The 14899-nt window shown below is 31.4% G+C and carries 16 protein-coding genes and 1 tRNA gene; 11 read left to right on the forward strand and 6 right to left on the reverse strand.

The window, feature by feature from the left end:
- Positions 1-7: 7 nt before the first annotated feature.
- The 11 genes from AC0L3M_RS13960 to AC0L3M_RS14010 all read left to right on the forward strand — a co-directional run bounded on the left by AC0L3M_RS13960 (position 8) and on the right by AC0L3M_RS14010 (position 6666).
- Positions 8-235 (forward strand): hypothetical protein, encoded by a 228-nt coding sequence (locus AC0L3M_RS13960; protein ID WP_473431164.1) that lies wholly within the window; start codon positions 8-10, stop codon positions 233-235.
- Positions 232-543 carry a hypothetical protein gene (locus AC0L3M_RS13965; protein WP_473431165.1) on the forward strand — a complete coding sequence of 104 codons (312 nt, stop codon included), beginning with the start codon at positions 232-234 and terminating at the stop codon, positions 541-543. The genes AC0L3M_RS13960 and AC0L3M_RS13965 overlap by 4 nt, the downstream gene beginning before the upstream one ends.
- A 4-nt stretch (positions 544-547) precedes the next feature.
- Complete coding sequence (locus tag AC0L3M_RS13970) at positions 548-1303, forward strand: tetratricopeptide repeat protein (protein WP_473431166.1); 756 nt, start codon at positions 548-550, stop codon at positions 1301-1303.
- Between the two features lie 78 nt (positions 1304-1381).
- A complete protein-coding gene (locus tag AC0L3M_RS13975) occupies positions 1382-2149 on the forward strand; it encodes a TatD family hydrolase (RefSeq protein WP_473431167.1) in 768 nt (255 codons plus the stop codon).
- Between the two features lie 8 nt (positions 2150-2157).
- Positions 2158-3189, forward strand: coding sequence for an asparaginase (locus AC0L3M_RS13980; RefSeq protein WP_473431168.1), 1032 nt, complete (start codon positions 2158-2160; stop codon positions 3187-3189).
- A 70-nt stretch (positions 3190-3259) separates the two neighbouring features.
- Positions 3260-3347, forward strand: a tRNA-Ser gene (locus tag AC0L3M_RS13985).
- 144 nt (positions 3348-3491) lie between these two features.
- Positions 3492-4271, forward strand: a complete 780-nt coding sequence (locus AC0L3M_RS13990) for a MotA/TolQ/ExbB proton channel family protein (protein WP_028284231.1) — start codon at positions 3492-3494, stop codon at positions 4269-4271.
- Between the two features lie 34 nt (positions 4272-4305).
- Positions 4306-4749 carry a hypothetical protein gene (locus AC0L3M_RS13995; RefSeq protein WP_292946751.1) on the forward strand — a complete coding sequence of 148 codons (444 nt, stop codon included), beginning with the start codon at positions 4306-4308 and terminating at the stop codon, positions 4747-4749.
- 2 nt (positions 4750-4751) lie between these two features.
- Positions 4752-5360 carry an ExbD/TolR family protein gene (locus AC0L3M_RS14000; RefSeq protein ID WP_028284233.1) on the forward strand — a complete coding sequence of 203 codons (609 nt, stop codon included), beginning with the start codon at positions 4752-4754 and terminating at the stop codon, positions 5358-5360.
- A 10-nt stretch (positions 5361-5370) separates the two neighbouring features.
- Positions 5371-5841 (forward strand): ExbD/TolR family protein, encoded by a 471-nt coding sequence (locus AC0L3M_RS14005; protein WP_292946756.1) that lies wholly within the window; start codon positions 5371-5373, stop codon positions 5839-5841.
- 132 nt (positions 5842-5973) lie between these two features.
- Complete coding sequence (locus AC0L3M_RS14010; RefSeq protein ID WP_473431169.1) at positions 5974-6666, forward strand: porin family protein; 693 nt, start codon at positions 5974-5976, stop codon at positions 6664-6666.
- Here AC0L3M_RS14010 and AC0L3M_RS14015 read toward each other — a convergent pair.
- The 6 genes from AC0L3M_RS14015 to AC0L3M_RS14040 form a co-directional block, all read right to left on the reverse strand.
- Positions 6661-7266, reverse strand: a complete 606-nt coding sequence (locus tag AC0L3M_RS14015) for a hypothetical protein (RefSeq protein WP_342861571.1) — start codon at positions 7264-7266, stop codon at positions 6661-6663. The two genes, AC0L3M_RS14010 and AC0L3M_RS14015, sit on opposite strands and share 6 nt — an antisense overlap.
- 84 nt (positions 7267-7350) lie before the next feature.
- The gene (gene rpoN, locus AC0L3M_RS14020; RefSeq protein WP_292946766.1) at positions 7351-8811 is read right to left on the reverse strand and encodes an RNA polymerase factor sigma-54; all 1461 of its coding nucleotides are present in this window, start codon (positions 8809-8811) and stop codon (positions 7351-7353) included.
- Positions 8812-8935: 124 nt separating this feature from the next.
- Positions 8936-10366, reverse strand: coding sequence for an asparagine--tRNA ligase (gene asnS / locus AC0L3M_RS14025; RefSeq protein ID WP_339807989.1), 1431 nt, complete (start codon positions 10364-10366; stop codon positions 8936-8938).
- 36 nt (positions 10367-10402) lie between these two features.
- Positions 10403-12817, reverse strand: a complete 2415-nt coding sequence (locus AC0L3M_RS14030) for an efflux RND transporter permease subunit (RefSeq protein WP_473431170.1) — start codon at positions 12815-12817, stop codon at positions 10403-10405.
- 62 nt (positions 12818-12879) lie between these two features.
- Positions 12880-14166 carry a DUF5686 family protein gene (locus AC0L3M_RS14035; RefSeq protein WP_473431171.1) on the reverse strand — a complete coding sequence of 429 codons (1287 nt, stop codon included), beginning with the start codon at positions 14164-14166 and terminating at the stop codon, positions 12880-12882.
- Positions 14153-14887: a peroxiredoxin family protein gene (locus AC0L3M_RS14040; RefSeq protein ID WP_473431172.1), complete on the reverse strand. Its 735-nt coding sequence runs from the start codon at positions 14885-14887 to the stop codon at positions 14153-14155. The genes AC0L3M_RS14035 and AC0L3M_RS14040 overlap by 14 nt, the downstream gene beginning before the upstream one ends.
- Between the last annotated feature and the right edge of the window lie 12 nt (positions 14888-14899).

Genomic DNA, 14899 nt, shown 5'->3' on the forward strand with positions numbered 1-14899 from the left:
GGATGGATTGGTAAACAATAACTCCTTTATTATTCAGGCTATATATGATAAGTTTGCGCCTAAAGTGATTAATTATATCAAACAAAACAGTGGTGATGCAGATAGTGCTCAAGACATTATCCAAGACACCATACTAACTATATATAATCAAGGCAGTCAAAAAAACTTACAATTAACCTGTCCTTTTGATGCTTACTTTTTTTATTATGTAAACGCAAATGGCTTAATGTTTTGAAAAAAAGAGATAATAAAGAGGTAACAATAAATGAGGAAGTGCTATCTAAAGATGACGACGCTTATCAGTTATCTTTTGAAACCTCTGTTTTTGAAAACAAACAGATATTATTTAATCAGATGTTTCAAAAATTAGGAGATGCCTGCAAGGATTTACTAAAAGCTACATTTAAAATAAAATCTATGGAAGAAGTAGCCTTAAGTCTTAATGTAAGTTATGCTTACGCAAGAAAGAAAAAATCCTTATGTATAGGACAATTAACCAAGTTAGTTAAAGAGTCGCCAACGTTTAATCAACTTAATTATTAATGCTATGGAAGAACAAGATTATATCCTTTTTGAAAACTATTTGGCTGGCGACTTATCTGATCAACAATCCTCAGATTTTGAAAACAAGTTAAATACAGATCAAGAGTTTAAGCAAGCCTTTACAATTTACAAACAATTGTCTGCTAATTTGGAACATGAGATTGGTAATAAAGACCAAATTGCAGATTTTAAAGCCAATTTAGATACTATTTCTCATAGGTATTTTATCAAACAAGAGGATAAACAAAATCCAATAGAGCGTAAAAAAACTTTTAATTTTTATAAACTAGCAATTGCAGCAAGTATAGCATTAGTAATGGGCTTTTTTGCGTACAATCAGTTCTCTGGAGGAGCCAATTACTCTGATTTTAATACACATGATACTGTAGATTTTGCAGTAAGAAGTACAGAAGGGAATGTGGGTTTATTAATAAAAACAACAAAAGCATTTAATAACAAAGACTATAAAAAAGCTAAAGCGTATTTGGAAGAATTACTGCAAGACTATCCTGATAACGTCGAGTACAATTTTTATTACGCTATTACAAATATAGAATTAGATAATTTTGCTAAAGCAGAAACAATATTAGGTGATATCTCAAAAGGAAGCTCTGCCTATAACAATAAAGCAAAATGGTACTTAGCCTTAAGTAAATTGAAACAACAAAAAGAAGCAGAATGTATTAAGATATTAAAGACAATACCAGAAGATGCAGATGACTATGATCAAGCACATAAATTATTAAATAAAATAGAATAAAAAGAGTCTTAAATATAAGGTCTTAAAATACTTAACTAAAAGTCATCATATCCATGATGACTTTTTTATTTTTGCGATATGATAATTACAGATACACATACACATTTATATAGCGAAGCTTTTGACGACGATAGGGCAGATATGATGCAACGTACCTTGGAAGCTGGCGTTTCTAGATTATTTATTCCAGCAATTGATAGTACCTACACAACAAGTATGTTGCAACTAGAAAAAGACTATCCAGAACATGTCTTTTTGATGATGGGTTTACATCCAACGCATGTTAAAGATAATTATCTACAAGAGTTGGCGCATGTGTCTGAGATGTTAGATACACATAAATTTTACGCAGTAGGAGAGATTGGTATAGATTTATATTGGGATAAAAGCACCTTAGCCATTCAGCAAGATGCTTTTAGAAAACAAATCACATTAGCAAAACAACACAAACTACCCATTGTTATCCATTGTCGCGAAGCATTTGATGAGATTTTTGAAATTTTAGAAGACGAAAAATCAGACGATTTATTTGGGATCTTTCATTGTTTTACAGGGACATTACAGCAAGCACATCAAGCCATTTCTTATAACATGAAACTAGGTATTGGAGGCGTAGCAACTTTTAAAAACGGAAAGATTGATCAGTTTTTAAATCAAATAGATTTAAAACATATTGTATTAGAAACAGATTCACCTTATTTAGCTCCAAAACCATTTAGAGGTAAACGTAATGAAAGTAGCTACATAATAAAGGTTATTGAAAAGTTATCTGATATATATGAAGTGTCCGAACAAAAAATTGCTCAAATTACAACAGAGAACTCTAAAGCAGTTTTCGGTATCTAAAAAAACTTATGACTAAAACTATTCCTAACATACTTCTTATTTACACAGGTGGAACCATTGGTATGATAAAAGATCCAGAAACAGGAGCATTACGCGCTTTTGATTTTGCTAACTTATTAGACCGTATTCCAGAGTTAAAATTACTAGAGTGTACAATAGAAACCTATTCTTTTGAAGAGCCAATAGACTCCAGTAATATGGAACCTAAATATTGGGTGCAAATAGCTGAGGTTATCCAGCAAAACTATCCGCTTTTTGATGGATTTGTAGTACTACATGGTAGCGACACCATGAGTTATACTGCATCAGCCTTAAGCTTTATGTTGGAGCATCTTGCAAAACCAGTTATTTTTACAGGATCCCAATTGCCAATCGGAGATTTGCGCACAGATGCAAAAGAAAATCTAATAACATCCATTCAAATCGCTTCTTTACAATATTATAATAAACCTGTAATTAAAGAAGTAGGATTGTATTTTGAATATAAATTGTACAGAGCCAATCGTACCACCAAAATAAATGCAGAACACTTTGAGGCTTTTGCTAGTCTAAATTATCCGGATTTGGCAGAAAGTGGTGTGCACCTAAAAGTTAATAACGAGTATTTATTTAAACCTAACACTAGAAAAAATCTAGTGGTACATAAGGATTTAGACTCAAATATTGCATTAGTAAAACTGTTTCCAGGAATTTCAAGAAACCTTTTAGAAAGTATTTTTAAAACCGAAGGACTAAAAGGAGTGATATTGGAAACCTATGGTGCAGGAAACTGCACAACAAAAGATTGGTTTTTACAGTTATTAAAGGAGACCATAAATAAAGGTGTGCCAATTATAAATGTAACGCAATGTTCCGGAGGAAGTGTCTTAATGGGACAATATGAAACTAGTGAAAAGTTAAAGCGAATAGGTTTAATTTCAGGAAAAGATATCACTACAGAAGCAGCATTGTGTAAATTAATGTATTTATTAGGAGAAAATATATCTCCTAACTTATTCAAAACCATATATGAAACGTCTTTACGTGGAGAAATGTCTTAAAATTAACCCTCAAAATTTTAACCTTAGGATATTTTTTTGTTATTTGCCCACCGTAATTAGTAATAATTACAGAGAGGTGGCCGAGTGGCTTAAGGCGCACGCTTGGAAAGCGTGTATGCGTTAATAGCGTATCGAGGGTTCGAATCCCTTCCTCTCTGCAAGATATTTAACTGTCTTGATAAATTATAGAGGAGGAAAAGTAGAATTGTATGATTTTACTTATCTCTTTTTGTAATTTTTATTTTTAATTACATTTTTTTTATATCTTTAACACTTTAACTAATAAAATTAAGAACAACAAAATGAAAAGATTATTTTCTATCCTAGCCATAGCGTGTATCATGGCATTCGGAACTGCAAATGCAACTACTAACGCAGCAATGACGACTGCAACTACTGTAGTACTTACACAAGATGAACCAGATGCTGCTGCTGCAACTGCAGACGAAAACTTAACGTTCCACCAAGAACTTAAAAAACGTTTTATTGAAGGTGGACCAGGATTCATGGGGATTGTATTATTATGTTTAATTCTTGGATTAGCAATTGCTATTGAGAGAATTATCTTTTTAAATTTATCTACAACTAACTCTAAAAAGTTAACACAAGATGTAGAAGATGCACTTCAATCAGGTGGATTAGAAGCTGCTAAAGAAGTTTGTCGTAACACAAAAGGACCTGTTGCCTCTATCTTTTACCAAGGTTTAGACAGAGCAGATGGAGACTTAGAGTCTGCTGAAAAAGCAGTTGTTGCTTATGGTGGAGTTCAAATGGGACAATTGGAGAAAAACGTTTCTTGGATTTCTTTATTTATCGCTTTAGCACCAATGTTAGGGTTCATGGGAACTGTAATTGGTATGATTCAAGCATTTGATAAAATTGAAGCTGCAGGAGATATGCAACCGTCATTAGTAGCAGGAGGTATTAAAGTTGCCTTATTAACTACTGTATTTGGTCTTATTGTAGCAATTATATTACAAATTTTTTACAATTACATTATCGCTAAGATAGACAGTATTGTTAACGATATGGAAGACTCTTCTATTAACTTAATGGATATGTTATCTAAGTACAAGAAATAATTTACTCAATTACTAACTTTAAAAATTAAAGATTATGCACAAGATTTTAAAAATAGTTGCTTTAGTATTGAGTTTGGCTGGAATTGGTATATTAGTTAACATTATTGCTAAAGGAGATGAAGCGATTAAAGCTGCAGCTCTTGATGGAGATACTTCAATAGTAGACCCTATGGCAATTGTTGCTTATATCATTCTAGGATTAGTATTAGCTTTTGTAGTGTTTTTTGTATTCAAAAATTTATTTACAGGAGGAAAATCTCTTAAAAATACATTAATAGGATTGGGAGCATTCTTATTAGTATTGGTTATTGCTTATGCAGTATCTGGTGGAGATGTTAAAGAATACTTCTATAATGGGATTGTAGCTACAGAAGGAGAATCTAAAATGGTAGGAGCAGGATTAGTAGCTTTTTATATACTAATTTTAGCAGCTGCTGGAGCAATGTTATTCTCAGGTATTAAAAAACTAATAAAATAATTATGGCAAAAAGATCAGCACCAGAAGTTAATGCAGGCTCTATGGCTGACATTGCCTTCTTATTATTAATATTCTTCTTAGTTACTACAACTATAGAAGTGGACTCTGGTATTAGTTCTAAACTACCACCAGATATTCCACCACCTGAAGTTAAAATTAAACAGAAAAACATTTTTACTGTTGAATTGAACAAAGACAACCAAATGTTGGTTGAAGAAGAATTAATGAAAATTAAAGACCTTAAAGCTGCAGCTATCAAGTTTATTGATAATGGAGCAGGAGAGGGAACTGAGGGAACTAAGTGTGATTACTGTAACGGAGCAAAGGATCCAGCATCGTCTGACCATCCATCAAAAGCTATCGTGTCTATAACACATTCTAGAGCTACAGATTATGAAACATTTATCGTGGTTTATGATCAGTTAGTAAGCGCTTACACTGAGTTAAGAGAGCGTTTAGCACAAAGACTATACAACCGTTCTTTTAAAGAAATGGAAGCTAGTTATGATGACTCTAATTCACCTCAATTTAAAAGTGAAAAGCTAAAAGAGAAGATTGATAATATTAAGAATAAATATCCTAGAATTATCTCGAAAGCAGAACCTAAATAATTATTAAACTATGTCAAAATTTAAAAAAGGAGGCAGCAAAGAGTTGCCAGCTATATCTACAGCATCTTTACCAGATATTGTATTCATGCTATTATTCTTTTTTATGGTAGCAACCGTAATGAGAGACAACAGTTTGAAAATTAAAAACAATTTACCATCTGCTGCAGAGACTGAAAAATTAGGTCAAAAAAACTTAATAATGTTTATCTACGCTGGAAAGCCTAGTGATAGTTATAAAAATATGGGTGATGAAGCTAAGATCCAGTTAAACGATAAGTTTGCTGAACTTAAAGACATTGCACCTTTTATAGCTGCTGAAAGAGCTTCTAAGCGTGAAGCTGAAGTGCCACAATTAATCGCTGCTTTAAAGGTTGATAAAGAAACTAACATGGGTTTAGTATCTGATATTGAACAAGCATTGCGTAAAACTGGTCAATTAAAAATTAATTACACTACTAAAAAAGGTAGTGGACTTAAATAAGTATTACTCTTAATTTTATAGCAAAAGGTGTTTTGATTTTCAAAACACCTTTTGTTTTTTATAATAATTAATTTCTTTTATCTTAGATTAATAGATGTGATTATATCTGTTTAATTTCAATAAATGTATCAGATGAAATATTTAGTGCTTTTATTTATTATCCCTTTGTTTAGTACAGTAAGTGTTGCTCAAGAGTCTACCTCAGTAAATACTGTAATAGATTCACTTTACAGAGAAGATCAGTTTTATTTAGGTGTAACTTATAACCTATTAAGTAAAAAGCCAAGTGGTGTATCTCAAAATGGTTTTTCAAGTGGTGTACATTTTGGTTTTATTAGGGATATGCCTATCAATAAAAGACGTAACAAGGCTATTGGTTTAGGGTTAGGATTGTCTGTTAATTCATATAATCAAAATTTGCTAATATCCCAAGATAGCAAAACACTAGGTTTTAATGTGTTAAATGATGATACAGATTACACTAAAAATAAATTTAATACTTACGTTATTGAAATGCCCTTACAATATAGATGGAGGACGTCTACAGCAACTCAATATAGTTTTTGGAGGATTTATACAGGAGTAAAATTTGGCTATGTTTTAGCTAATAATACTAAGTTTGAAGGAAGTCCAGACAATATTAACTTAAAAAATACAGATGTATTTAATACGTTGCAATATGGATTAACCTTTTGTGCAGGATATAATACCTGGAATTTTTATCTATACTATGGTCTAAACGATATTTTTGATACTGCAACTGTTAATGCAAAACCTATAGATATGACTGCTATTAAAGTAGGTCTAATGTTTTACATCTTATAACCAATATTGTAATAATATTAATTGAGGTGTAATACCAATAAATAAACCTATTATTAACTCTCTTGGTGTATGTGCTTTTAGGGATAATCTAGAAGATGCTACAGCTCCAGTTATTATTGCCATTAATGCTAACGAGCCATTTATATTTACACTAAAGTGAATAGCAAATGCTGTAAAAAACATAAAAACGCCTCCTGTTGCAATTAAATGTATACTGGCCTTAAATTTTGCTAGAGCGAAAAGTAAACAAGTGATATTAGAAATTAATATTCCCACAAAAAAGAAGTATAACTCTGGTATTTGATCTAATGGAAATACACGTAATATTAGCAAACCAATTATAAGGCAGTTAATTAGTAAAGGATAGACACGCTCTTTGGTTGTCTTTAAATATATTGTTTCAGTCTTACCTAAAGTTTTTAATAAAAAATATACTAATATGGGTAATGCTATAGATAGTATAGAAAGCGAAATTAACTTGGCATGAACAATTTCTTCGGGAATAAATCTTGGTGATTTTTTAAAATAGAAATGTACTGCCAATAATGGCATTATTACAGGATGAAATATAAATGACAAACTTTTGATTAGCCATTTCATGAAGTAATACGTTTTAATTTCTGTAAAAAACAGTGTATATTAATAGCAGTGTAGGTCTAAGTTTTACTTGTTAGATTTACGTAATTATATTTTTTTACGCAATCGAGCAACAGGAATATCTAGTTGCTCTCTATATTTAGCAACAGTACGACGTGCAATAGGATAGCCTTTTTCTTTTAAGATTTTAGCCAATGCCTCATCTGTCATAGGTTTCTTTTTGCTTTCTTCTTCAATAACAGTTTCTAATATTTTTTTAATCTCTCTAGTGGATACTTCTTCTCCTTGATCGTTAGTCATAGATTCAGAGAAAAATTCTTTTATCAATTTAGTTCCGTAAGGTGTATCTACGTATTTGCTATTAGCCACACGTGATACTGTTGAGACATCCATCTCAATCTCGTCAGCAATATCTTTTAAAATCATTGGTTTTAGATTGCGCTCATCACCAGTTAAAAAATATTCTTTTTGGTAATGCATGATGCTACTCATTGTTACAAATAAAGTTTGTTGACGTTGTTTGATGGCATCTATAAACCACTTGGCTGCATCTAGTTTTTGTTTTATAAACATAACAGCATCCTTTTGCGACTTACTTTTATCTTTACTTTCTTTATAACCTTTCATCATGTTACTATATTCTCTAGAAACATGTAATTCTGGCGCATTACGACCATTTAAAGTAAGCTCTAACTCGCCATCAACAATTTTAATTGCAAAGTCTGGTACGACGTGTTCTACAATTCTGTTGTTTCCAGCATAGGATCCTCCTGGCTTTGGATTTAAGCGTTCAATTTCATGAATGGCATCTTTAAGTTGTAACTCTGTAATATCAAATTTTTGCATTAATTTTTTATAATGCTTTTTTGTAAATTGATCAAAAGCGTTATCTATAATATCTGCTGCTAATACTATGTCAGGCTGTTTTTCTTTGCGGTGTAATTGTATGCTTAAACACTCTTGAAGGTTTCTGGCACCAACACCAGCTGGATCCAATTGATGAACAATCCTAAGTACTTTTTTTACTTTATCTTCCTCTGTGTAGACGCTTTGTGTAAAAGCTAAATCATCAACGATATCGCTTAATTCTCTGCGTATGTAACCACTTTCATCAACACTACCAACTAAAAATTCGGCAATATCTCTTTCGTCATCTGATAGTCTATACGTGTTTAATTGATTGATTAAATGTTGTGTAAACGATGTTCCTGCTGCATATGGCACACTTTTTTCGTCATCATCTGCACTGTAATTATTGACACTTGTTCTATAATCTGGTATCTCGTCATCACTTAAATAATCATCAACGTTGATGTCACCAGTATCAATGGTTTCATTATCATTATAATCGTCTTGAGAGTTGTCAAAATCATCATCTAAATCGTCTGAATTGTCTTCTTTACCACCTTCCAAAGCAGGGTTTTCTTCCAACTCTTGCTTTAATCGTTGCTCAAATGCTTGCGTAGGCAATTGTATCAATTTCATTAATTGAATTTGTTGCGGAGACAACTTTTGCGATAATTTAAACTGTAGATATTGTTTAAGCATGATTTGTTTTAGAATAATGATAAAAATAAAAAAAACAATCTACATTATTGATTTTAGTAGATTGTTTTAAGATATATTTTAAGTATAAAATTACTTTAGTGTTACACTATAGTCATTTATGCTATTAAAACTCTGCATTTTGTGGTGTTCTTGGGAAAGGAATTACGTCTCTAATATTTGTCATACCTGTTGCAAACATTACTAAACGCTCGAAACCTAAACCAAAACCAGAATGCACAGCTGTACCATACTTGCGTAAGTCTAGGTACCACCATAACTCTTCTTCTGGAATATCTAAAACAGCCATTTTTTCTTTAAGAACTTCTAAACGCTCTTCACGTTGTGATCCACCAACGATTTCTCCAATACCAGGAAATAAAATATCCATAGCACGTACTGTTTTTCCGTCTTCATTTAAACGCATGTAAAATGCTTTAATGTTTGCAGGATAATCAAATAATATTACTGGACATTTAAAGTGCTTTTCTACAAGAAAACGTTCGTGTTCTGATTGTAAATCTGCTCCCCATTCTTCAATGATATAGTTAAATTTCTTTTTCTTGTTAGGTTTAGAATTTCTTAAAATATCTATAGCTTCAGTATAGCTAACACGTTTAAAGTTGTTTTCTGTAACAAATTTTAATTTTTCAATTAAACTTAAATCACTTCTTTCAGCTTGTGGTTTTACTTTTTCTTCATCTAATAGACGTTGGTCTAAAAATTCTAAATCTTCTTTATTATGTTCTAAAACATAACTAATAACAGATTTCATAAAGTCCTCTGCTAAATCCATGTTACCAGCTAAATCCATAAAAGCAACTTCAGGCTCAATCATCCAGAACTCGGCAAGGTGACGAGAAGTGTTAGAGTTTTCTGCTCTAAACGTTGGTCCAAAAGTGTATACTTTACCTAAAGACATCGCATAGGTTTCGGCTTCTAATTGTCCCGAAACAGTTAGGTTTGTGTCTTTACCAAAAAAGTTTTTTGAGTGATCTATTGCTCCATCTTCTGTTAAAGGTGGATTTTTTTGATCTAAAGTGCTTACACGAAACATTTCTCCAGCTCCTTCTGCATCACTACCTGTTATGATTGGTGTGTGCATGTAGTAAAAACCATTGTCGTTAAAATACTTGTGTACAGCAAAAGATAAAGCCGAACGTAAACGCATTACAGCACTAAATGTATTAGTACGTGTACGTAAATGCGCGTTTTCTCTTAAAAACTCAAAGCTGTGTTTTTTAGGTTGAATTGGATATGTTTCTGGATCAGAATCTCCTAAAATTTCAATTTTAGTAACTGTTATTTCAACGTTTTGTCCTTTTCCTTGACTCTCCACTAAATCTCCTGTAATTGCTACAGCAGCACCTGTTGTAATTCGTTTTAATAAGGCTTCGTCAGTTTTTTCAAAATCTACAACACATTGTATGTTTTGTAGTGTTGATCCATCATTTAAAGCCACAAATCTATTGGCTCTAAAGGTACGTACCCAACCTTTTATATGTACTTCTTGTAATTTGGTCTCTTTAAGTAATGTAGCGACTGTATATGAATTCATTTTTAAAAAAATTTGATTAAAAATATACTTTTTATATTATTTTTCTTCTGAAATAAATGATTTTTCGTCATCATCATCTTCAGAAGGTATGATATTTATTGTTGGTTCTTTTAGGACCTCTTTATTGGCAATGCTTCTTTCAAGAGATAATAATAAAGATGGTAATAGTAATAAGTTTGATAACATAGCAAATAAAAGCGTTACAGATACTAATGCACCTAAAGCAACTGTACCACCAAAGCTAGAGATTATAAATACCGAAAACCCGAAAAACAGTACTATTGATGTGTAAAACATACTTACACCTGTTTCTCTTAAAGCAGCATAAACCGACTTTTTAATTTTCCAATTATTGGCTTGTAACTCTTGTCTGTATTTTGCTAAAAAGTGTATCGTGTCATCCACAGATATACCAAAAGCAATACTAAATACAAGTATTGTAGATGGTTTAATTGGTACGCCTAAATATCCCATTAATCCAGCAGTAACAACTAATGGTAAAAGATTTGGAATTAATGAAACGATTATCATCCTAAACGAACGGAACATATAAGCCATAAACAGTGATATTAATATCACAGCTAATGATAATGAAATCGCTAAATTTTTAACCAAATATTTTGTTCCCTTTTGAAACACTAATGCTTTACCAGTCATGGTAACATTATAGCGTTCTTCCGGAAAAACATTATCTATTTTATCTTGAAGATTTTCTTGGATACGTTCCATTTTATCGGTTCCAATATCCTTCATAAAGGTTGTTATTCTAGCATATTGACCTGTACTATCTACAAAGTTTTTAAGTAAGTCTACATTTGACGTAGAGTTTTTTGCGTACGATAATATAAAACTGTTTTCTTGACTAGTTGGTAACTGGTAATATTTTGGATTACCATTATAATACGCTTGTTTAGAGTATTTAACTAAGCCTACTACAGAGATTGGTTTAGAAAATTCAGGTGTTTCATTAATAAACTCCTCAATTTTATTCATACGTTTTAAGGTCGCTAACTTCATGACACCTTGTTTGCGTTTGGTGTCAATCATGATTTCTAATGGCATAATACCATCAAACTCTTCTTCAAAAAAGCGAATATCTTGAAAAAACTCTGCCTTTTTAGGCATGTCTTCAATTAGGCTTCCAGATATTTTAATTTGAAAAATTCCTATTAAGCAAACCACTAATAATACGATAGAGGTAATGTAAATAGTAATGCGTTTTTCTCTAACCATTTTTTCCATCCAATCCACAAAACCACCTATCCATTTTTTGTTTAAATGTTCTAAATGACGCTCTTTAGGGTAAGGTAAAAAGGTGTAAATAATTGGTATTATTAACAGACAAAGTATAAAAATAGCAAGGATGCTTAGTGATGCGACAACACCAAACTCTTTTAATAGAGTGCTTTCTGTTAAAATAAAGGTTGCAAAACCAGATGCTGTTGTCACGTTGGTCATTAGTGTTGCATTACCAACTTTAGTAATAACACGTTGTAAACTTTTAACTTTGTTACCATGAGATTTAACCTCATGTTGGTATTTGTTAATTAAGAAAATACAATTAGGAATACCAATAACAATAATTAAAGGTGGTATTAAGGCTGTTAATACAGTGATTTCATAACCCAACAGTCCTAAAATCCCAAGTGTCCACATAACACCTATACAGACTACGATAAGTGAAATAAAGGTGGCTCTAAACGATCTGAAAAATAAAAAGAATATTAAAGAGGTTACTAATAATGCAGCAAGTACAAATAAGTTAATCTCATCAACAATATTTTGAGCATTAAGTGTGCGAATGTATGGCATTCCAGAAATACGAACATTCATTCCCTGACTAGTCTCAAAAGCCTTAACTTTTTCAACTAAATTTTCCATCACAAAATCCTTTCTAGCAGGTGTATTAACTATATCTTTTTTTAAATAGATAGCAGTACGTACCGTTTTAGTTTTTTTGTTGAATAAAAAATTATCGTAAAAAGGATATTGATTAAAAAGTTGGTCTTGCAGTTTTTCAATTTGTTCTATTGAAGCTACTGAGTCCTTAATAAAAGGCTCTAATGCAAATTTTTCGTTTTCTTGATCTTTAACTAATTTTTGAAGATCTTTTATGGAAACTACAGTTTCTACCTCTGGAGCTTCCCTAAAACTATCAGAAAGTGCATTCCAAGCATTTAATTTTTCTACAGTAAACAGGGTTGTGTCTTTAACACCAAGGACAATTAAGTTACCTTCTTCTCCAAAAACTTTTAAAAAATCGTTGTAAGTAATATTGACCTCATGGTCATCAGGCAATAAATTAGCTTCAGTGTAAGTAAAGCGCATGTACTTCCATTGTGTACTAAAAAAAATAGTAACAAGTACAACACCTAATAGAATAGCTATTTTGTTGCGCAATATTAGTCTTGCTACAACGTCCCAAAAATTTGCTGAAAATAGTTTTAACATAATGCTTTAAAAAACGGAGCAAAGGTATGTAAAACCATTGTATTTACTAAGCTAAATTTGGTTTATAATGCAATATTAAAAGTGAATTTTACTGCAATATTATCTTCTTGGTTAGGTAAGTGGTAGGCTCCATATCTATAAGTTGCACTTAATCCAAAACCAAATAGCAGTTTATTAATCTCAAAACCACTTTCAGTATAGCCATGTTCCAGAGTCCCAAACGTAACTTCTTTGTGTCTGTTAATATTATTCATGTTACCAATAGCATAACGAGTAATTAAAACTAATTGTGGATTAAAACGCTTAGCAATTGCAAATGGTTTGACATAATGTTTTAAGACTACTGTTGTAAAACGATCTGAGAAAAACTCATTAAAATACATGGTTTCAAAACTGTTAATTCCAGCGACTGAAAAACGTTGTAAAATAGTTTCTTTGGTTATATTATTTGGGTAAGCATGGTAAAGGTGAGTTAAAGGTGCGTCACCATGTGCTATTCCTGCAGATAAAGTTCCTATAGTATAGGAGTTTTTGCTGTGCTTAATTTTATGAATGGTTTTAAAGTCTAGTTTTGAAAAGTTGAAATCAGCATTCAAAACATCTTTAAAACTTTTTGTGTATTGCAGTGTAAATTTTGGGTAGCCTTCAATAGTTTTCTCTGCTCCATCGTCAGATTGTTGTGTGGTGTTAAATGGATTCCATTGTAACGCGACTTTTGCTGTAGTGGTTTCAAATCCGCTAAAATTATTGCCTTCTAAGTCATAGCTATAAGTGTAAGTAGGTCTTATGTTACTTATTGCTATTTCAGATTTTGAGTATAGTTTTGCGGTAATTTCGTGTTCTAAAGATATTGCAGATGTAATGTGTTTATGAAATAAATCTATGTTTAACAATCTAGGTTCAAAAAATGAAAAAGATCTACTGTCTGTTAAAAAGTCAGAACTACCAGTTTCTTTTAAATCATCAATGTAAGAAATGTTTATCCAGGTTTTTGATTTTTCGTTTACTCTAAAACCACCACCAATTTTATATTTAAAACTATCGTCTCTAAATCCATAAACTAAATAAGAATCTATTCTATATTTTTCAGAAAACGAATCATTAGTAATTCCGCCTAAACCTGTTCTAAATCCTTCGTATTGATTAAATTTAATAAGATACCTTAGGTCAAAATTCCATACTTTGGTAGGGAAAAAACCATTTCCTATTTGTTTTAAAAGTTCACTAGATTTGGTAGTGTCACTAACTTTTAGGTTTTTCTCAGGTGTTTGTGCCCAAGAAAACGTCATGCAAATTAAGCACAACATTACTAACCAATACTTTTGTTTTTTTGTTTTAAAGTGCTGCATTAATAGCTTTAGTAAGTACAGATTTTATATTAGTTCTGTAACCAACTTCTTTGGTTACAATTTCACCCTTTTTATTAATTACAATAGTGGTCGGGAAGGTGCCTACACCATATAAAGATATTATGTTATTGGCATTTGGTAAAATAGTAAATTTAAAGTCTTGGGTTTTTAAAAACTGCTCGATATTGTCTTTTTGATTAAAAGTAATTGCCAAAAATTTTACTTTTTTAGATTTAAAATTGTCTGCTAATTTATTTAATTCTGGCATTTCTTGGATACAAGGACCACAATTTGTAAACCAAAAATTTAATATTACAACTTGTCCTTTTAAATCTGATAATTTAAAGGTGTTGCCATCTAAATCTGTAGCTATAAAATCATAGGCTTTTTCGCCTTTAGTAAAGTTAGCTTCAGGATTTTTAGCGATAGTATTGTTTATTGCTTTTAGTCTTTTAAATACTATTGACTTTAGTTTATTGTCGTTGTCAACAAAAAATAACGGTTTGTAGTCTGAGTTGGTCATTAGTTGCACCTGTGACATGGGTAATAACTTGCCTCTCTCGTTAAAAAGTAAAACATCAGGTGTTATGACTAACTCCATTGTTTTAACTTCTTCATCTGTTAGTCGATGTTGCTCTTTTGGTATAAAGGCATACTCTTGTGCTTGCAGGATACTAACACATAAAAACAAACATACACAAAGTGATTTTAAAAACTTCATAACTATATTTTA

It is taken from the genome of Olleya sp. KJ81-1, assembly GCF_055808135.1.